Raw genomic sequence first — 15,676 nt, 5'->3', positions numbered from 1 at the left:
AACGCTAATTTGCATAGCAAATTGCTATTTTCTCATGTTTGTTCGGCTATCAAAGTCATAATACTTAACATGCAAGCATGTACGTATTATTGACTTTGATACCCTATATCATTCAGTATACCACAATACCAAACCTTATTCAGATTTTCTTCAGCTTGGCGAATGCAGCGTACATAATCTTCTGTCCGCATTCATCAAAATTAACGGTAACCTTGTAATCTCTTGGTCCCTGTTCAAGCGAAGTAACAACGCCGACGCCATACTTTATATGACTGACCTTATCTCCCACGCCGTACTCAGGCTTTCCGCCCGTTGTAGGCATTCCCTTGGAAAGACCTGCAAGAGAACCTCTTGCATAAGTCTTCGCCGCAGATGCGATATAAGGCTTTTCTGACGGAACAGCCCTTTTCTCCTTCTTAGGCGGCTTAGGCACTGCCTTTATCCTGTATGTATTTGCAAGCTCCGACCTTCCGACAACATGCTTGCCCGAAGAACCTGCGCCAAATTCCTTGGCATAAGACGCCTTGATCCCGGAATTTGAACTTCCGAAAGTATCTTCAACACTCTCATAATCATCGATCGTATCACCGTCATCGAAAAGAAATTCCGGCTTACTCTCGGCACCCGATCTTTCGATCATCGTATAAGGAATCTCGGAAATAAATCTGCTGAGACGATTAAACTGCGTCTCTCCGCGAACCATCCTTCTCTTTGCTGCAGTGAGTGTCAAATGCCTCTTGGCTCTTGTAATTCCAACATAGCAAAGTCTTCTCTCTTCCTCGATACCCTCAGGATCCGCATCCTCGGTAGCAAGTGCCATATATGAAGGGAAAACTCCCTCTTCCATTCCGGCAAGATATACGTGCTCAAACTCAAGTCCCTTGGCACTGTGAAGAGTCATAAGAAGAACTTTCTCATTGTCCTCACCAATCCTGTCTATATCCGCAACAAGAGCAACCTCTTCAAGGAATCCCGAAAGAGTAGGTTCCTCTTCCTCCATATTTTCCTCATACGCAGCTATCTTGGAAATAAGCTCGTCCACGTTCTGCGCCCTGTCATTGTCTTCATTCTCATCGTCATCCAAAGTCTTAAGATAATCCATATACCCTATGACATCGATAACATCCTTTAAGAGCTCCTCAAGCGAATAAGTCTTCATCTTGGTTCTGAACGCTCTTATCATTGTAACAAAGTCACTAAGCTTACTTACGCTCCTCGAAACAGCCATTATCTGGTCCGCTTCGCAAAGAGCATCATAAAAGCTTATCTGCCTCTCATCGGCATAAGCCTGAACATAATCCACAGTGGTCTGACCGATGCCCCTCTTGGGAACATTGATGATTCTTCTTACCGCAACATCATCAAGACCGTTATCAATCGTTTTAAGGTATGCCAAAAGATCTTTTATCTCGCGTCTTGCATAGAAATTCGTTCCGCCTACTATATCATAAGGAATTCCTTCAACGACAAAACGCTCTTCTATAAGTCGTGACTGGGCATTTGTCCTATACAGGATTGCCGTATCACTGTAGTTAAGCTTCCCGTTTCTCTTAAGCTTACCAATGTCGCTCGCAATAAATTCAGCTTCATCATAAGCTGTATCAAACTGCTTTAATTTAACGATATCGCCGTCTTTAATTTCAGTCCAAAGAGCTTTCTCCTTGCGACCTCCGTTATTGCTGATAACCGCATTTGCCGCATCAAGGATCTGCTGCGTCGACCTGTAGTTCTGCTCTAATTTAATGACAACGGCGTCTTTATAAACCTTCTCAAAATCAAGAATATTCCTGATATTAGCGCCTCTGAAGCGATAGATACTCTGATCGTCGTCACCTACAACGCAAAGGTTTCTGTACTTATCGGCAAGTACACGGATAAGCTCAAACTGTGCATTGTTTGTATCCTGATACTCATCGACCATTATGTACTTAAAGCGCTCCTGATAACTGTCAAGAACATCCGGATTTGTCTTAAAGAGTTCGACCGTCTTCATGATAAGATCGTCAAAATCCATCGCATTGTTCTTTTTAAGAGCGTTTTGATACTCAGTGTATGCCTTGGATATCCTGACTTTAATAAAGTCATTCTGCGTATTGAGAGCATATTCCTCAGGCGTAACAAGATTGTCCTTGCATGTGGATATGCTTCCCATGATTCTCTTAAGCTTAAGCTGAGTGGTCTCGAGCTGATACTTTTTGCAGATATCCTTCATAAGGCTCTTGGAATCATCCGTATCATAGATTGTAAAATTGTTCCCGAAGCCGATCCTGTCAGCGTATCTTCTGAGTATCTTAACGCAGCTTGAATGGAAAGTTGAAACCCAGATACTCTCTGCGCCAAAGCCGACAATCTTATCGACCCTTTCTCTCATCTCTCCCGCTGCCTTATTTGTAAATGTGATTGCCATGATATTCCAGGGATTTACTCCGCACTCATCAATAAGATAAGCAACCCTGTGAGTCAAAACCCTGGTCTTACCCGATCCTGCTCCCGCAAGAATAAGCACAGGGCCGTCTGTCTGAAGAACAGCCTTTTTCTGCTGTGAATTAAGTGTATCGTATATTCCCATCTATAAATAAATCCTTACTTCTTTTTCTTTTCCTTTGGAGTTTTCTCTTTATCCTTGGATTCTTTGTCCATGGTGTTGTCTATTATCTTCTCGATCAGAAGCTTTTTTACATATACATCGTATGAAAGAAGAATAATAAAAGAAAACATCTGCATCCTTTTCTCTTCTTCTTCGGAAAGTCCTGCATCATCAAATGTCTCAAGCGATCTCTCGTACTTTTTCTTAAGATCTTCTATAACAGGTTCAAGTTCCTCTTCCTGAAGCGCAAAAGCACGCTCATAGATACTTCCGAGATTAAGCTCATCATCGCTTACATGAAATCTTTCTTTTAAAGGTTCAAGCAAAGTCTGTATGTCGTTTATCGACAAGATATTTTTAAGATAATAAATAAAAATAAGCAAAATGATATGATCTTTTGAATACTTCTTCCTAATGGGAGGCGGCAAAAGATCGTTCTTTGCATAGTTATTTATCATTGTCTTAGTAAGTATCTTATCCGTGTCGGGATGACGTGTTGACCTCTTAAGACGCTCATCCATAAATGTGGTGAGCTGATCCATATACAGGTCAATATTTGGGATGTCATCCAGCGAAATAGCATTTATTCTGCCAAGTGACGCTATCACACTGTTGATAAGGTCGTCATTATCTATAGTCATTATTTGTTCCTCATGCCTTTAATAAAGCTTTTTTCTCAAGAGCCATCTGTTTCATTTCACGTGCATTTAAAAGAGTCGCCTCGGTGAGTTCATCGCCTCCGAGAAGCCTTCCAAGTTCCTTCTCCGACAGCTTTTCGGAAAGAGCGTAAATGGATGTGACCGTCCTTCCACCGTCAAGTCCCTTTTCAATCATATAATGTGTATCCGCCATTGCCGCAATCTGCGGAAGATGCGTGATACAGATTATCTGATGATTTGCTGAAAGTTCTCCGAGCTTTTGTGACACCTTCCATGCCGTTCTTCCGCTTATACCCGCGTCAATCTCATCAAAGATGAGCGTGCTGATATCATCTCTGTCCGCAACAACAGTCTTAAGCGCAAGCATGATCCTAGAAAGCTCACCGCCGCTCGCTATCTGATCAAGCGGTCTGAGCGCCTCGCCGGGATTTGTTGAGATCATAAACTGCGCCTCATCATATCCCCTTGAAGAAATCTTGTCGTCGCTGCTCTCTATATCTATCTCGAATCTGACATCAAGGAAATTCAGGTCGATAAGCGCTTCCTTCAGTTTCTCCTGAAGACTCTTTGCGCCTTCCCTTCTTACCTTTGATATCTTTTCGCAAAGCTCTTTTACCTTGTCAAAACTCTCTTCATAATCCTTCTTAAGTCTGTCTCTGTGCGCATCAAGATCTGATATCGCCTTAAGCCTCTCCTCTTTTTCTTCAAGGCTCTTTAAGACCTGCTCAATGCTTCCGCCGTATTTATCCTTAAGATGATTTATTATGTTTAATCTGTCTTCCGTAGTCCTGAACTCTTCGTCGTCGAACTCAAGCCCGTCAAGATAGCCTGAAAGAGCATGATTAAAGTCGGTCAAAAGACTCTCCACATCCGAAAGTTGGGATAAAAGACCTTCCAGCTCGCTGTCATACGAAACAACGGATGTAAGTTCTCTTACAGCCCTTCCGACAGCATCCGAAGCACTCTCTTCCATTTCTCCCGATCCCGTAAGATTAAGAGCAATATTCGCAGCCTCTGATATCTTACGCCCGTTTACCATTTTCCTATAGGCAGTCTCAAGCTTCTCATCCTCGCCGATAACCGGCTCGGCCTCTGATATCTCTTTTACCTCATACTCAAGAAGTTCGGTCTCACGAAGTCTGGTATTTTCATCAATATCGGTCTCCGAAAGTTTCTTCTCAAGCTCCTTCATTTTGGAATATTCTTCTGAAAGAAGCTCAAAAAGTCCGTTCAGATCGTCCAAGCAATAATTATCAAGTATCTCTATATGCTTTTTCTTGTGAAGTAGTTCCTGATGGTCGTTTTGCCCGTGAATGTTTATAAGAATATTTGAAATGTCTTTGAGCTGCTTGGCTGTGACAGTTTCGCCGGATACTTTTGAAGTACTCCTGCCCTGCATGATCTTTCTCTGAATAACAAGTGTCCCGTCTTCCTCCACGGGAATCTCAAGTTCTTCCAGGAGTTTCCTCTGAAGATCGTTCTCTACGCCAAACACAAGCTCAACAAGTGCATATTCTTCGCCTGTTCTTATAAGTGAAGGATCCGCCTTTGCGCCAAGAGCAAGATTGACAGATCCGATGACAACAGACTTACCCGCACCTGTTTCTCCGGTCAAAATATTAAGCCCTTTGGAAAACTCAATTTCCTGTTCTTTGATAAGGGCAAGGTTCTTTACATGTAAACTATATAACATATTTCCCCACTCTGTGTTATTGCTGCATCATTTCATGAAGTCTTTCCATGACATTCATTGCTTCCGCTTTGCTCTTTATTGCGATCATAATGGTATCATCGCCCGCGATACATCCGACTATCTCCTTAAACTCCAATGAATCTATAGCCGTAGCAAGTGCCATAGCCATTCCGGAAACAGTCTTTACAACAAGGAGATTCTCCGCAACATCCATGCTCAAAAATCCGGCTCTCAAAACGCTGACATACTTGCTCTGCATAACTTCAGGTCCGGCAGTCGTATATACATATTTGGAAATACCTTCTTCGTTTACCTGCTTGGTAAGCTTAAGTTTCCTGATATCTCTTGAGACAGTAGCCTGCGTAACCTTGTATCCCTCCTGATTTAAAAGAGATACCAGCTGTTCCTGCGTCTCTACCACGTTTTTAGCAATGACTTCGATAATCTTATCTTGTCTGTTCTTTTTCATCGTCGGACAATCATCCCCCAATCTCTTTTTTATTACATACTGAATTTTTTACCCAGAACTTCCAAAAAGCTTACTCTGTTAAATTTAACAATCTTGGTTATCTTCTTTGATTTATTGATCACCATCTTATCTCCGGCATTAAGCTCGATTGCTCCGCTGCCGTCATAAGCAGCGACCACCTTGGGATTGCGTTTGCCGCGTCCCGGAAGGAGTTCAACTTCAATCTTTGCATCTGCCGAAAGCACCATACTTCTCGAATTGAGCGTATGCGGACATATTGGTGTTAAAAGAATCATATTAGCCGAGGGCTCCACAATAGGGCCTCCTGCTGACATATTATATCCTGTAGAACCGGTCGGAGTCGAGATGATAATTCCATCGGCATGGTAGCTGTAAAGCAAAAGGTCATTTACATAAATATTGTAATCTATGGCCTGTATATCCGAAGCCCTGCTTATTACAATGTCATTCAGAGCATAATCTTTTCTGTCTCCTATGACACCACGAAGCATCATCCTGTCTTCAACATAATAATCGCCTGCCAAAAAACGTGACATAGCCTCGTCAATGCCGCTCTTTTCAACTTCGGCAAGATATCCCAAAGTTCCGAGATTGACACCCAGAAGCGGTATATCCTGAAACGCAACGCTTCTTGCCGCCTGGAGCATGGTTCCGTCTCCTCCGAGAACAATACAGCAATCCGTATCTTCAGGAATATAACTCATAAATTCTCTGCCGATGGCATTTGATTCTTTTGAAAGCCCGGTGGCACAATCCGCTACAACGCACTGTTTACCGTGACTAATAAGATAGTCCTTGATATGACCGGTAACTTCAAGGTTCAGGTCTTTACTCTTATTCGTAACAATACAAAACCGTTCCATATCTTCTCCCGCCGCATAACTTGATGACTTAATTGTCTAATTTGCCATGCGCCCTCATGACAGTCTCGGAAATAAGCTTCTCCATCTCAGGAGTATGTGAGAATCCATCTCCTCTTACTTCTGTCTCTTTTAAGATTTTTTCACCCTCTGCCTCCGTAAGTTCCATAACTCTCTCATCGGCATCGGGATTTTTTCTTATATGTATAAGATACTCAATATTTCCCTCAGGTCCCTTTATAGGGGAAAAATCAAGATGCAAAACTTCAAATCCCGCTATATCCACAAAATCCGTGATCCTGTGAACCACTTCTTCGTGTACCTTAGGCTCTCTTACAACACCTTTTTTACCGACTTTTTCCTTGCCTGCTTCAAACTGGGGCTTAATAAGGCATACCATTTCGCCCCCGTCTTTCAGAAGCTTTCTGGCAGGAAGAAGTATTTTCGTAAGTGAGATAAAAGAAACATCACATGACGCAAAATCAAGATCGTCATCAATATCGTTTCTTACCATATATCTGAAATTGGTCTTCTCCATGCAAACGACTCTGTCATCGCTTCTAAGCTTCCAGTCAAGCTGTCCGTGTCCGACATCTACGGAATACACCTTGCTGGCGCCGTTCTGGAGCATACAATCCGTAAAGCCGCCTGTAGAAGCACCTATATCCATGCAGATCTTCTTTTCCAAAGAAAATCCGAAATTATTGACTGCTTTCTCAAGCTTCAGTCCACCTCTGCTGACGTAAGGAAGAGTATCACCCTTTACTTCAAGAGTCTTTATCTTGCTCTCCTCAAAGGTGGTTCCGGGCTTATCCTCCCTCTGTCCGTTTACAAAAACGTCACCTGCCATTATAAGTGTTTTTGCTTTTTCTCTGGAAACTGCAAGTCCTCTGTTTACAAGAAGGACATCCAGTCTTTCCTTTTCTTTTGCCATATATCATTACCTGTGCAATTCATTCATAATTCTTTCTGCGATAGAATCTGCATCTATCTTAAGCTCACTTCTGAGCTTGTCGACACTTCCGTGTGTAACGAACTGATCGGGGATCGCAATATTAAGCACACTCGCATCAATTCTGTTTGTATCGACATATTCTCTGACTTTCTCACCAAAGCCGCCTGTAAGGACATTCTCCTCCATTGTGACAAAGAGCTTGTGGCTGTGTGAAGCCGCCTTGATGTAATCAGTATCTATAGGCTTGTAAAAGCGTGCATTTACAAGACTGCAGTTAAGCCCTCTGTCTTTAAGGATCTTACGCACTTCCTCGCCTATCTTTACCATAGATCCGAGTGCAAGAAGACAGATGTCTTTCTCTTCATAAAGTGGTTCGCACTTACCAAGCTTTACGGGTGCCCTGAAATCTTTGAGCCCGTCGTAAGCATTTCCTCTCGGATATCTGACTGCGATCGGCATATCAAAATCTACCGCAAACTTAAGCATATCCGAAAGCTCCCATTTATTCTTGGGCGCCATTATGTGCATATTCGGCATCGATGAAAGGAATGCGACATCAAAAATACCCTGGTGGGTCTCTCCGTCGCTTCCGACAAGTCCCGCTCTGTCAATTGCAAAGACAACCGGGAGTTTCTGAAGACATACATCCTCAAGTATCTGGTCATACGCTCTCTGAAGGAATGATGAATAAACCGCAAATACAGGCTTATATCCTCCTGCTGCCATTCCTGCCGCAAATGTTACCGCATGTTCCTCTGCAATTCCCGCATCGATAAATCTGTCGGGATACATATTTCTGAATCTCTTAAGTCCGGTTCCGTCCGCCATTGCCGCAGTGATCGCTGCAACCTTGGCATTTCTCGCACCGAGCTTACACATTACAGTGCTGAAAATGTCCTGATAATTGGCTGTGGTTCTGGGATTTCTCGGAAGTCCGTTCTCAACGATAAACGGCTCGGTTCCGTGGAATCTTGCAGGATGTCTCTCTGCAGGGCCGTATCCCATACCTTTCTTGGTCATAACGTGTATCATAACCGCTTTCTTGACCTTTTTAGCCTCTTTTATGGTCTTCTCAAGGCTTGCGACGTTATGTCCGTCTACGGGGCCCAGATAAGTAATTCCAAGATTCTCAAATACCATTCCCGGTACAAAGAGCTGTTTGAAACTGTTCTTAGCCCTTCTGATACCGTTTACAACCTTGTGATTACTGCTAAGCTGTGCATAAATATCCTCTTTGAGGTTAAGATATCCGTCTGCCGTACGAACGCTGTTGAGGTATTTCTTCATTCCTCCGACGCTCTCCGAAATGGACATCTCATTGTCATTTAAGATAATGATAAAGTTTGTCTCAAGTTTTGATGCGTTATTGAGCGCTTCATAGGCAAGTCCGCCCGTAAGCGATCCATCGCCGATAACAGACACAACGGTATAATCCTCTCCCATAAGGTCTCTTGCCTTTACCATACCAAGTCCGGCCGATATGGAAGTCGAACTGTGTCCCGTATCAAAACAATCTGTGCTGCTCTCACATCTTTTGGGAAATCCGCTGAGTCCCCCAAACTGCCTGAGTGTATCAAATTTATCTTTTCTACCGGTAAGAATCTTATGTGTATATGCCTGATGGCCTACATCCCATATAATCTTGTCCTTTGGAAGGTCAAGTGCCAAATGAAGTGCCATTGTAAGTTCGACCGCACCCAGATTGGACGCAAGATGTCCACCTGTTTTTGAGATGCTTTCGATCAAAAAATGGCGTATTTCCCCTGCTAGTTCCTGATATCTCTGCTGGGGTATTTTCTTTATATCACCGGTTTTATTTATTAGTTCAAGTAACATAACATATCATTTCCTTCTGTGGATCAGAGAATCAAACAGATTACCCAAAAAAGAATCCTCAAATCCCTGTTTTTTCAAAATCTCCTCTGCCATTTCAGACAGTTCTTTTACCTTTGCCGATGCAGCCTCCATGCCGTTAAGGCTTACATACGTGCTCTTATTGTTCTTCTCATCGGAGCCCACAGGCTTTCCAATCTCTTCCTGATCTCCGATTATATCAAGAATATCATCCTGAATCTGGAATGCTATTCCGACGCAGCTTCCGGCTTTCTCCATAGCTGCAACGGAATCCTTTGAGGCTCCGCCCAGGATCGCGCCGACCATAAGACTGCTCTCAATAAGCGCTGCAGTTTTATTTTCGTCTATATATGAAAGTATATCACTCATCTCGTCTTTTGGAACACCGGTCGCATTCTCAGCCATTATATCCGCACACTGACCGCCGACCATTCCATATATTCCGGCCTTTTTTGACAAGACTTTAAGCGCCGCAAAATATCTGTTGTCTGTATCTCCGTCATAAGAGGATAGCTTTTCCCCTGCAACTGCGCCGTTTATCGCTGTCTCAAAAGCAAAGTTGAGCAGCGCATCGCCCGCAAGCGTTGCCATTCCCGCGCCATATACGGCGTGTGTTGTCTTTCTTCCCCTTCTGTATTCATCGTTATCCATTGCAGGAAGATCGTCATGTACAAGAGAATACGTATGTATCATCTCCATTGCCGCCATGAAAGGCTCTACCACCGCCTCATCGGCATCTTCACCTGCAAAAAGTTTATATGATTCAAGCATCATGACAGGTCTGAGTCTCTTTCCGCCTGCCAAAAGACTGTAATTCATAGCCTCGATTACTTTCTTTGCATATCCTTCTTCTTTCGGAAGAAACTTCTTTAATATCTCTTCCACATGCTCAGCTCTCTTTGAAAGCTCGGCATTAAAATCATTTTGTGACATTAATCAAAATCCTCCAGACTGCCATCCGTTGCAATTTTCTGTACTTTTTTCTCTACGCTCTCGATCATCTCATGGCACTGCTTTATAAGTGTCATTCCTTCCTGATATTCTTTAAAAGAATCATCAAGAGATATATCATCTTTTTCAAGCGCCTGTATCTTTTCTTCTATCTTGGAAAAAGCCTCCTCGACAGATATGTTGTTTTTTTCTTTCTGTTCCTTTTTGGCAGCCATAAAACATCTCCCTGTTATATGTTACTTCTGTCTATAGCGGTAGTTTCTGTAGCCTCCGCCTTTATAACTCCGTCGGTTACATATATTGATAATTCATCGCCTTTCTTTACCTGATTAATGCTGCGAACATTCTTACCGTTTTCATCCGCTGTGTACGAATATCCTCCCATAAGCCTTTCAAGCGGCGACAAACCCTTTAATTTCTGTGCATCGACCATGAATCTGTTACGCGCTTCCATGATCTTTCTGTCCATGAGAGTCTGAATCGCATCCTGCAACTTATCCATTCTGAGAAGCTTTTCCTTTATTCTGCCCATCGGACTTAAGTGCCTTAAACTGTCGGCGTACTTTGCCTCTTTTAGCTTAAGTGTACCGATTACCCTGTTCATACTCTTTTGCAGCGTATAAGAATAGTCTTCGAGATCCTGCACAAATCTTCTATACTCAAACACTGCAATCTCAGCTGCCGCTGAAGGTGTAGGTGCTCTTCTGTCCGCCACGTAATCGGCTATTGTTGTATCAGTTTCATGTCCGACTGCTGAAATGATTGGAACAGGGCAATTAAATATTGCTTCCGCAACAATTTCCTCATTAAAAGCCCATAAATCTTCGATAGAACCTCCGCCACGTCCGACAATGATAACATCAGTCTGCATTTCCGATAAAGTCTCGATTCCTCTGACTATGCTCTCGGCAGCCTGATCTCCCTGTACGATGGCAGGATAAAGAATAATCTGAATATGTGGATTTCTGCGGGTGGCAACATTGATAATATCCCGCACAGCCGCTCCCGTAGAAGCAGTAACTACGCCAAGAGTTTTTATATATGTCGGAATGGGCTGCTTGTATTCATCAGCAAACATTCCGGATTCCGCCAATCTCTTCTTTAACTCTTCATATTTCTCAAAAAGAGCTCCTTCGCCGTCAAGTTCGATATTTCTGGCATAGAGCTGATATTTGCCATCTCTTTCATATACATCAACAGTTCCGGAAACTTTGACCTGCTGCCCTTCCTTCATCTGAAACTTAAGGCCGCCCCTGTCTCTGTCTCCGCGAAACATTACACAAGAAATGGCACCACCCGAATCCTTCATCGTAAAATAGATGTGTCCCGAAGAGTGGTACCTGCAATTACTGATCTCCCCTTTGACTGTGATTGATCTCAAAAGGAAATCCTGAGTAAACATGTTCTTTATATAGGCATTAACTTGTGTGACTGTATATTCACTCCGCAAATTTAGCTAACACTCCATTCACAAAGGCGGGTGAACCGTCCTGTCCAAACTTCTTTGCAAGTTCAACTGCCTCATTGATAGCAACTCCGGTAGGAACAGAATCATCGTGCTTAATCTCGTATACGGCAAGCCTTATTATTGTAAGCTCAACCTTGGCCATACGATCTGTGTCCCAGCCCTTTGTCTTCTCATTGATAGCCTTGTCGATATCATCGAGTTTCTCGGCTATCTTCTCATATTTTTCTCTGATATAATCAGCATCTTGTTTGGAAAAATCGTCGTCACTTGTTGAGGTAAAAAGCTCCTCCTGTTCAGGCATTTCTTCCATAGGGTTAAATTCAACACGAAAGAGCAGTTTAAATACCTGCTCTCTCAGTAAGCTTCTGTTCATCATTCTTCTCTCACTCTGATATTTTTTATGCTTTTGGCATTGTAATGCCGGCAATCCTAACATTTACGTCAGTAACTTCAAGACCTGTCATGTTCTCAATAGCTGTCTGAACACGAGTCTGAGCCTGCTGACATGTAGCAGGAATATTGTATCCGTAAGACATCATAAGGGAAAGATCAACTTTCACCTGAGTCTGTCCCACTACAACCTTGGCTCCCTTCGCAAGATTTTTGCGACTTACCTTTTCAAGTACATCGCTTGTATAATTACCTGCCATGGCGGATACACCGTCAACTTCAAGAGCTGCAAGGGCTGCTATTCTGGCTAAAACGTCATCGGCAATCTTTACTGCTCCGATTTCCGCAAGTTCTTTTCCCATATTACTTTCACCTCATATTAAGTCTTTCTACATAGTATACCACACTTCTCAGTTAAATAAATAATTTCCTACGATATTAAAGCACAGAAAAACATTGTTGGCATTAACGATATTACCGCTAATACCAACAATGTTATAGTTTACCTGTCACAACCAGAAAATAATTGTCTTGGTTTCTTCAAATGTCGTATAACGAACATTTTTCTTGTTATCTTTGTCGTAACCGCCTCTGAGATAATCAAATACGGCTCCTTTAGATACCAATTTATCCAATAACAGATTATATACATCTTCCGTTGCGCATTTTATCGTAACATTTTCGCTTCCTTCACTGTAGCGTCTGTCAAACAGTTCTCTGACATGTTCAAGATCGTCATTATTAAAATAGGCGCCTTCTCTCACATAGTAGTTGTCCTCCATGCTATTACATTCAGGAAGTGCAATAACATCCGAAAACTTATGATTGCTCAATATATTCTCTGTTGTAACACAAAGATATTCGTAATTTACTCTCGGAAGGTTTGTAACATTTTCACTATCGCTACTTACCGTCTGATATGAAGAATCACCCCATGTAGTGTCAATATAATAATATTTTCCATTACATTGCACCAGATTCCACGAGTGTTTTGCATCTGAAGTTGTTCTTGTATCTACCGTTCCGGAAACAGTTATGCACTCAATACCAAGCTTATTCAGCAAATACTGCGTAGCCTTGGCATATCCGCTACATACACTCTCTCCTCCGATAAATACAGAGCAAATATTCTGGTTATCAGGCGCTCCGGACACATAGTCCGTTTTCGCGATAATATACTCATAAATATACTTGATCTTTAAATAATCATCGTCGGATGAAGGTGCACCCGAAATGCACTCATTCACGTATTTATCAATCTTTTTCTTTCTTTGGGCAACTTCCTTAAGGTCATAGGTATATTGACCCGAAAAAGCCATTTTCTCAGTGACATCACCAACAGTATACCTTTTAAAAGAATAGCCTTCCACCCAGAATATTTCAGGATGGTCGATCATCAGATAATTAAAAACTATATCTATTGCCTGTTCACTTGTTGTGGAAACATATACCTCTTCGGACTCTTTTGTAAGAACCAGATACAGTTCGGCATAAAGAGTTCTGCCCGCCTCGGTAAGCTTGTCATAAGCATAGTTTCCTTCCTGCTCTTTCATAACCTTTTTTAAATTTTCATCGGTAAGTCCCGCTGCTTCACGAACTTTTTTTACATCACCGTCCGTGTCCGTATCAAAGAACTTTTTGTAGAATGATGAAAAGTCGAAGTTTTCAGGGTCTTTTATCTTACTGGATATCCCTGAATCCAAAGAATCACTACCTTCTTCCGCTGCTTCGTCGGCGGCCTCTTTATCCTCTGAAGCAGTTTCATCTGACTCTAGAAATGTCGAATCGTCATAATCGTAATCCGACAGATCAAATGTTTTCAGTAATTCATCAATGTCAAAATACTCACAACCACACAAAAATGTAGATGCTATAGCAACCGTGGCAATAACCACAACCATTTTTGCATGTATGCCTTTAAACTTTATCTTATTAACCAAGATATTTTTCAAAATGTCCCCTCACCTACGCCATATTATTCTGCTTTAATTAAGCCAGATGGCAATAGTATTACTATCTTCGAAAAGCGTATATGAAAGCTTCTTATCACCCTGAAGGTAATCATATACAGCTCCATCTTTTATAAGCTGTTCATACAGTGAATTATATGTATCCTTAGATTCACATTTTACTGTAACATTATCGCTTCCCGATTCATATTCCTGTGCGAAAATTTCTTCCACCTGAGTGAGATTCGGGCTTTCCATGTAACGGTTTTCCCTTACATAGTAGCTATCCTTTGTACTTGTACAATCAGGATAATCAATTCTGTCAGAAAGCTTGTGATTGACACTCATTGCTGCTTCTGTAGCGCACAGATAATCATAATTGATTCTGGGCTTTCCATCGCGTGAAGTTATTCCTGTATCTCCCCAGGTTGTATCCATGTAATAATAATCACCGTTACATCTTACAAGGTTCCACGCATGAAGTCCAGAACTTCCGGATCCGTTATCAGCCATTCCTGTAACGTATGTACACTTAATTCCAAGTTTATTAAGCAAATACTGCGAAGCTCTTGCATATCCGCTACAAACTGTCTTTCCGTTAAGGAATACAGAGCAAATATTCTGATTGTCAGGAGCTCTGAGATCATACTCAGTATTAGCTATTAGATAGTCATAAATATATTTTACGACAAAATATTCATCTTCAGTTGAAGGTGCACCTGCAAGACATGTATCGATATATCCCTGCATCTTTGCCTGCCTATTTGCAACTTCATTTAAATCATATGTATAAACTCCTGTAAAAGCAAGCTTATCAATTCCTCCGTTATTTGTAAAATGTTTTACATAACGGTAGCCGTTCACCCAGAATATCTCCGGATGATCCATCATTAGATAATCAAAAGCGAGCTGTATTGCATTTGGATCTCTTGTAGAAACAAATATTTCATTTGCCTCTTTATTGATAATCTGAAGAAGTTCAACATAAAGAGTCTTTCCCGCATCACTTAATCTGCTGTATGCGTAATAACCTTCCTGCTGCTTCTTAAGCTCGTCAATGCTTGCATCGGTAATTCCTGCAGCTTCACGATTCTTTCTTGTATAATCATCGTCAAAGCCTCTGTATGAAGCTTCATACGCTGCATCCATCTTAGGTCTTCCGTCATCCGGAAGCGGTTCGCCACCATTCTGGTCGCTGACATTGCCCTTGGAATCGTCAGGCTTATCTGAGCTATGCTCATTGTTTGCACTGTCAGTGTCTTCTTTATTGGCCTCATCATTATTATCAGTGTCTTGTTCACTGTCAGTGTTTTCTGTAGAATCTTTGTTCGGATCGCAATCCTTATTTTTATCGGTATCTTTCTTCCTATCGTCACCGGTATCTTTTTCTTTGTCTTTGTCACATTCTGTGCTCTGATCACCGGCATCATCCTTGTTACAATCTTTGTCTTTGTTACAATCTTTGTCTTTGTTACAGTCGCTGTCTTTATCACAGGTACTGCCGTCATTGCAATCATTGTTATTGCAATCTTTGTCTTTGTTGCAGTCAAAATTAAGATCTAAATCGGAAAACTTATCATCATCAGAATCATCTTTCTTCCCCTCGTCAGAATTATCTTTAGATGAATCATCGAGCTGATTCAGGAGATCACTTATATCTTCCAGATCATCCGTAGATATATCATTCTCGTCAAGAATCTTTGAAATATCAATGTCTTTATCTGTGTCGATATCTTCAAGCAGGTCATAATATGCTTCCATATCACTGTAATCACATCCACATAAAGACATTGATGTTGCTACTACAATTCCGAACACTG

General features: G+C 41.8%; 14 protein-coding genes. All 14 read right to left on the bottom strand.

Features of this window, described 5'->3' with window-relative positions; translation table 11 throughout:
- Window positions 1–139: 139 nt before the first annotated feature.
- The 14 genes from G628_RS0101035 to G628_RS17820 all read right to left on the bottom strand — a co-directional run bounded on the left by G628_RS0101035 (window position 140) and on the right by G628_RS17820 (window position 15,674).
- Window positions 140–2,569 (bottom strand): ATP-dependent helicase, encoded by a 2,430-nt coding sequence (locus G628_RS0101035; RefSeq protein WP_026655160.1) that lies wholly within the window; start codon window positions 2,567–2,569, stop codon window positions 140–142.
- A 14-nt stretch (window positions 2,570–2,583) separates the two neighbouring features.
- Window positions 2,584–3,228: a DUF1836 domain-containing protein gene (locus tag G628_RS0101030; RefSeq protein WP_026655161.1), complete on the bottom strand. Its 645-nt coding sequence runs from the start codon at window positions 3,226–3,228 to the stop codon at window positions 2,584–2,586.
- Window positions 3,229–3,238: 10 nt separating this feature from the next.
- Window positions 3,239–4,939, bottom strand: coding sequence for a DNA repair protein RecN (recN, locus tag G628_RS0101025; protein ID WP_027208254.1), 1,701 nt, complete (start codon window positions 4,937–4,939; stop codon window positions 3,239–3,241).
- A gap of 16 nt (window positions 4,940–4,955) precedes the next feature.
- Window positions 4,956–5,408, bottom strand: a complete 453-nt coding sequence (argR, locus tag G628_RS0101020; protein WP_026655163.1) for an arginine repressor — start codon at window positions 5,406–5,408, stop codon at window positions 4,956–4,958.
- Window positions 5,409–5,440: 32 nt separating this feature from the next.
- A complete protein-coding gene (locus G628_RS0101015) occupies window positions 5,441–6,292 on the bottom strand; it encodes an NAD(+)/NADH kinase (protein WP_026655164.1) in 852 nt (283 codons plus the stop codon).
- 28 nt (window positions 6,293–6,320) lie between these two features.
- Window positions 6,321–7,223: a TlyA family RNA methyltransferase gene (locus tag G628_RS0101010; RefSeq protein ID WP_026655165.1), complete on the bottom strand. Its 903-nt coding sequence runs from the start codon at window positions 7,221–7,223 to the stop codon at window positions 6,321–6,323.
- A 6-nt stretch (window positions 7,224–7,229) separates the two neighbouring features.
- Window positions 7,230–9,080: a 1-deoxy-D-xylulose-5-phosphate synthase gene (gene dxs, locus G628_RS0101005; protein WP_026655166.1), complete on the bottom strand. Its 1,851-nt coding sequence runs from the start codon at window positions 9,078–9,080 to the stop codon at window positions 7,230–7,232.
- Between the two features lie 6 nt (window positions 9,081–9,086).
- A complete protein-coding gene (locus G628_RS0101000; protein WP_027208253.1) occupies window positions 9,087–10,031 on the bottom strand; it encodes a polyprenyl synthetase family protein in 945 nt (314 codons plus the stop codon).
- Entirely contained in the window at window positions 10,031–10,264 is a 234-nt protein-coding gene (gene xseB, locus G628_RS0100995; protein WP_026655169.1) for an exodeoxyribonuclease VII small subunit, read from the bottom strand. The genes G628_RS0101000 and xseB overlap by 1 nt, the downstream gene beginning before the upstream one ends.
- A 14-nt stretch (window positions 10,265–10,278) precedes the next feature.
- Complete coding sequence (gene xseA / locus G628_RS0100990) at window positions 10,279–11,499, bottom strand: exodeoxyribonuclease VII large subunit (protein WP_026655170.1); 1,221 nt, start codon at window positions 11,497–11,499, stop codon at window positions 10,279–10,281.
- On the bottom strand, window positions 11,489–11,890 hold the full coding sequence (gene nusB, locus G628_RS0100985; RefSeq protein WP_026514247.1) for a transcription antitermination factor NusB: 402 nt from the start codon (window positions 11,888–11,890) through the stop codon (window positions 11,489–11,491). Before nusB ends, xseA begins: the two co-directional genes overlap by 11 nt.
- A 25-nt stretch (window positions 11,891–11,915) precedes the next feature.
- A complete protein-coding gene (locus G628_RS0100980) occupies window positions 11,916–12,269 on the bottom strand; it encodes an Asp23/Gls24 family envelope stress response protein (RefSeq protein ID WP_026655171.1) in 354 nt (117 codons plus the stop codon).
- Window positions 12,270–12,416: 147 nt separating this feature from the next.
- On the bottom strand, window positions 12,417–13,859 hold the full coding sequence (locus G628_RS0100975; RefSeq protein WP_026655172.1) for a transglutaminase domain-containing protein: 1,443 nt from the start codon (window positions 13,857–13,859) through the stop codon (window positions 12,417–12,419).
- A 33-nt stretch (window positions 13,860–13,892) separates the two neighbouring features.
- Window positions 13,893–15,674 carry a transglutaminase domain-containing protein gene (locus G628_RS17820; protein ID WP_196803684.1) on the bottom strand — a complete coding sequence of 594 codons (1,782 nt, stop codon included), beginning with the start codon at window positions 15,672–15,674 and terminating at the stop codon, window positions 13,893–13,895.
- Between the last annotated feature and the right edge of the window lie 2 nt (window positions 15,675–15,676).

The organism is Butyrivibrio hungatei NK4A153 (assembly GCF_000424465.1).
GTDB lineage: Bacteria > Bacillota > Clostridia > Lachnospirales > Lachnospiraceae > Butyrivibrio > Butyrivibrio hungatei_A.
The sequence above is the reverse complement of the archived record's forward strand: the minus strand, read 5'-3'. Positions and strand labels throughout refer to the sequence as shown.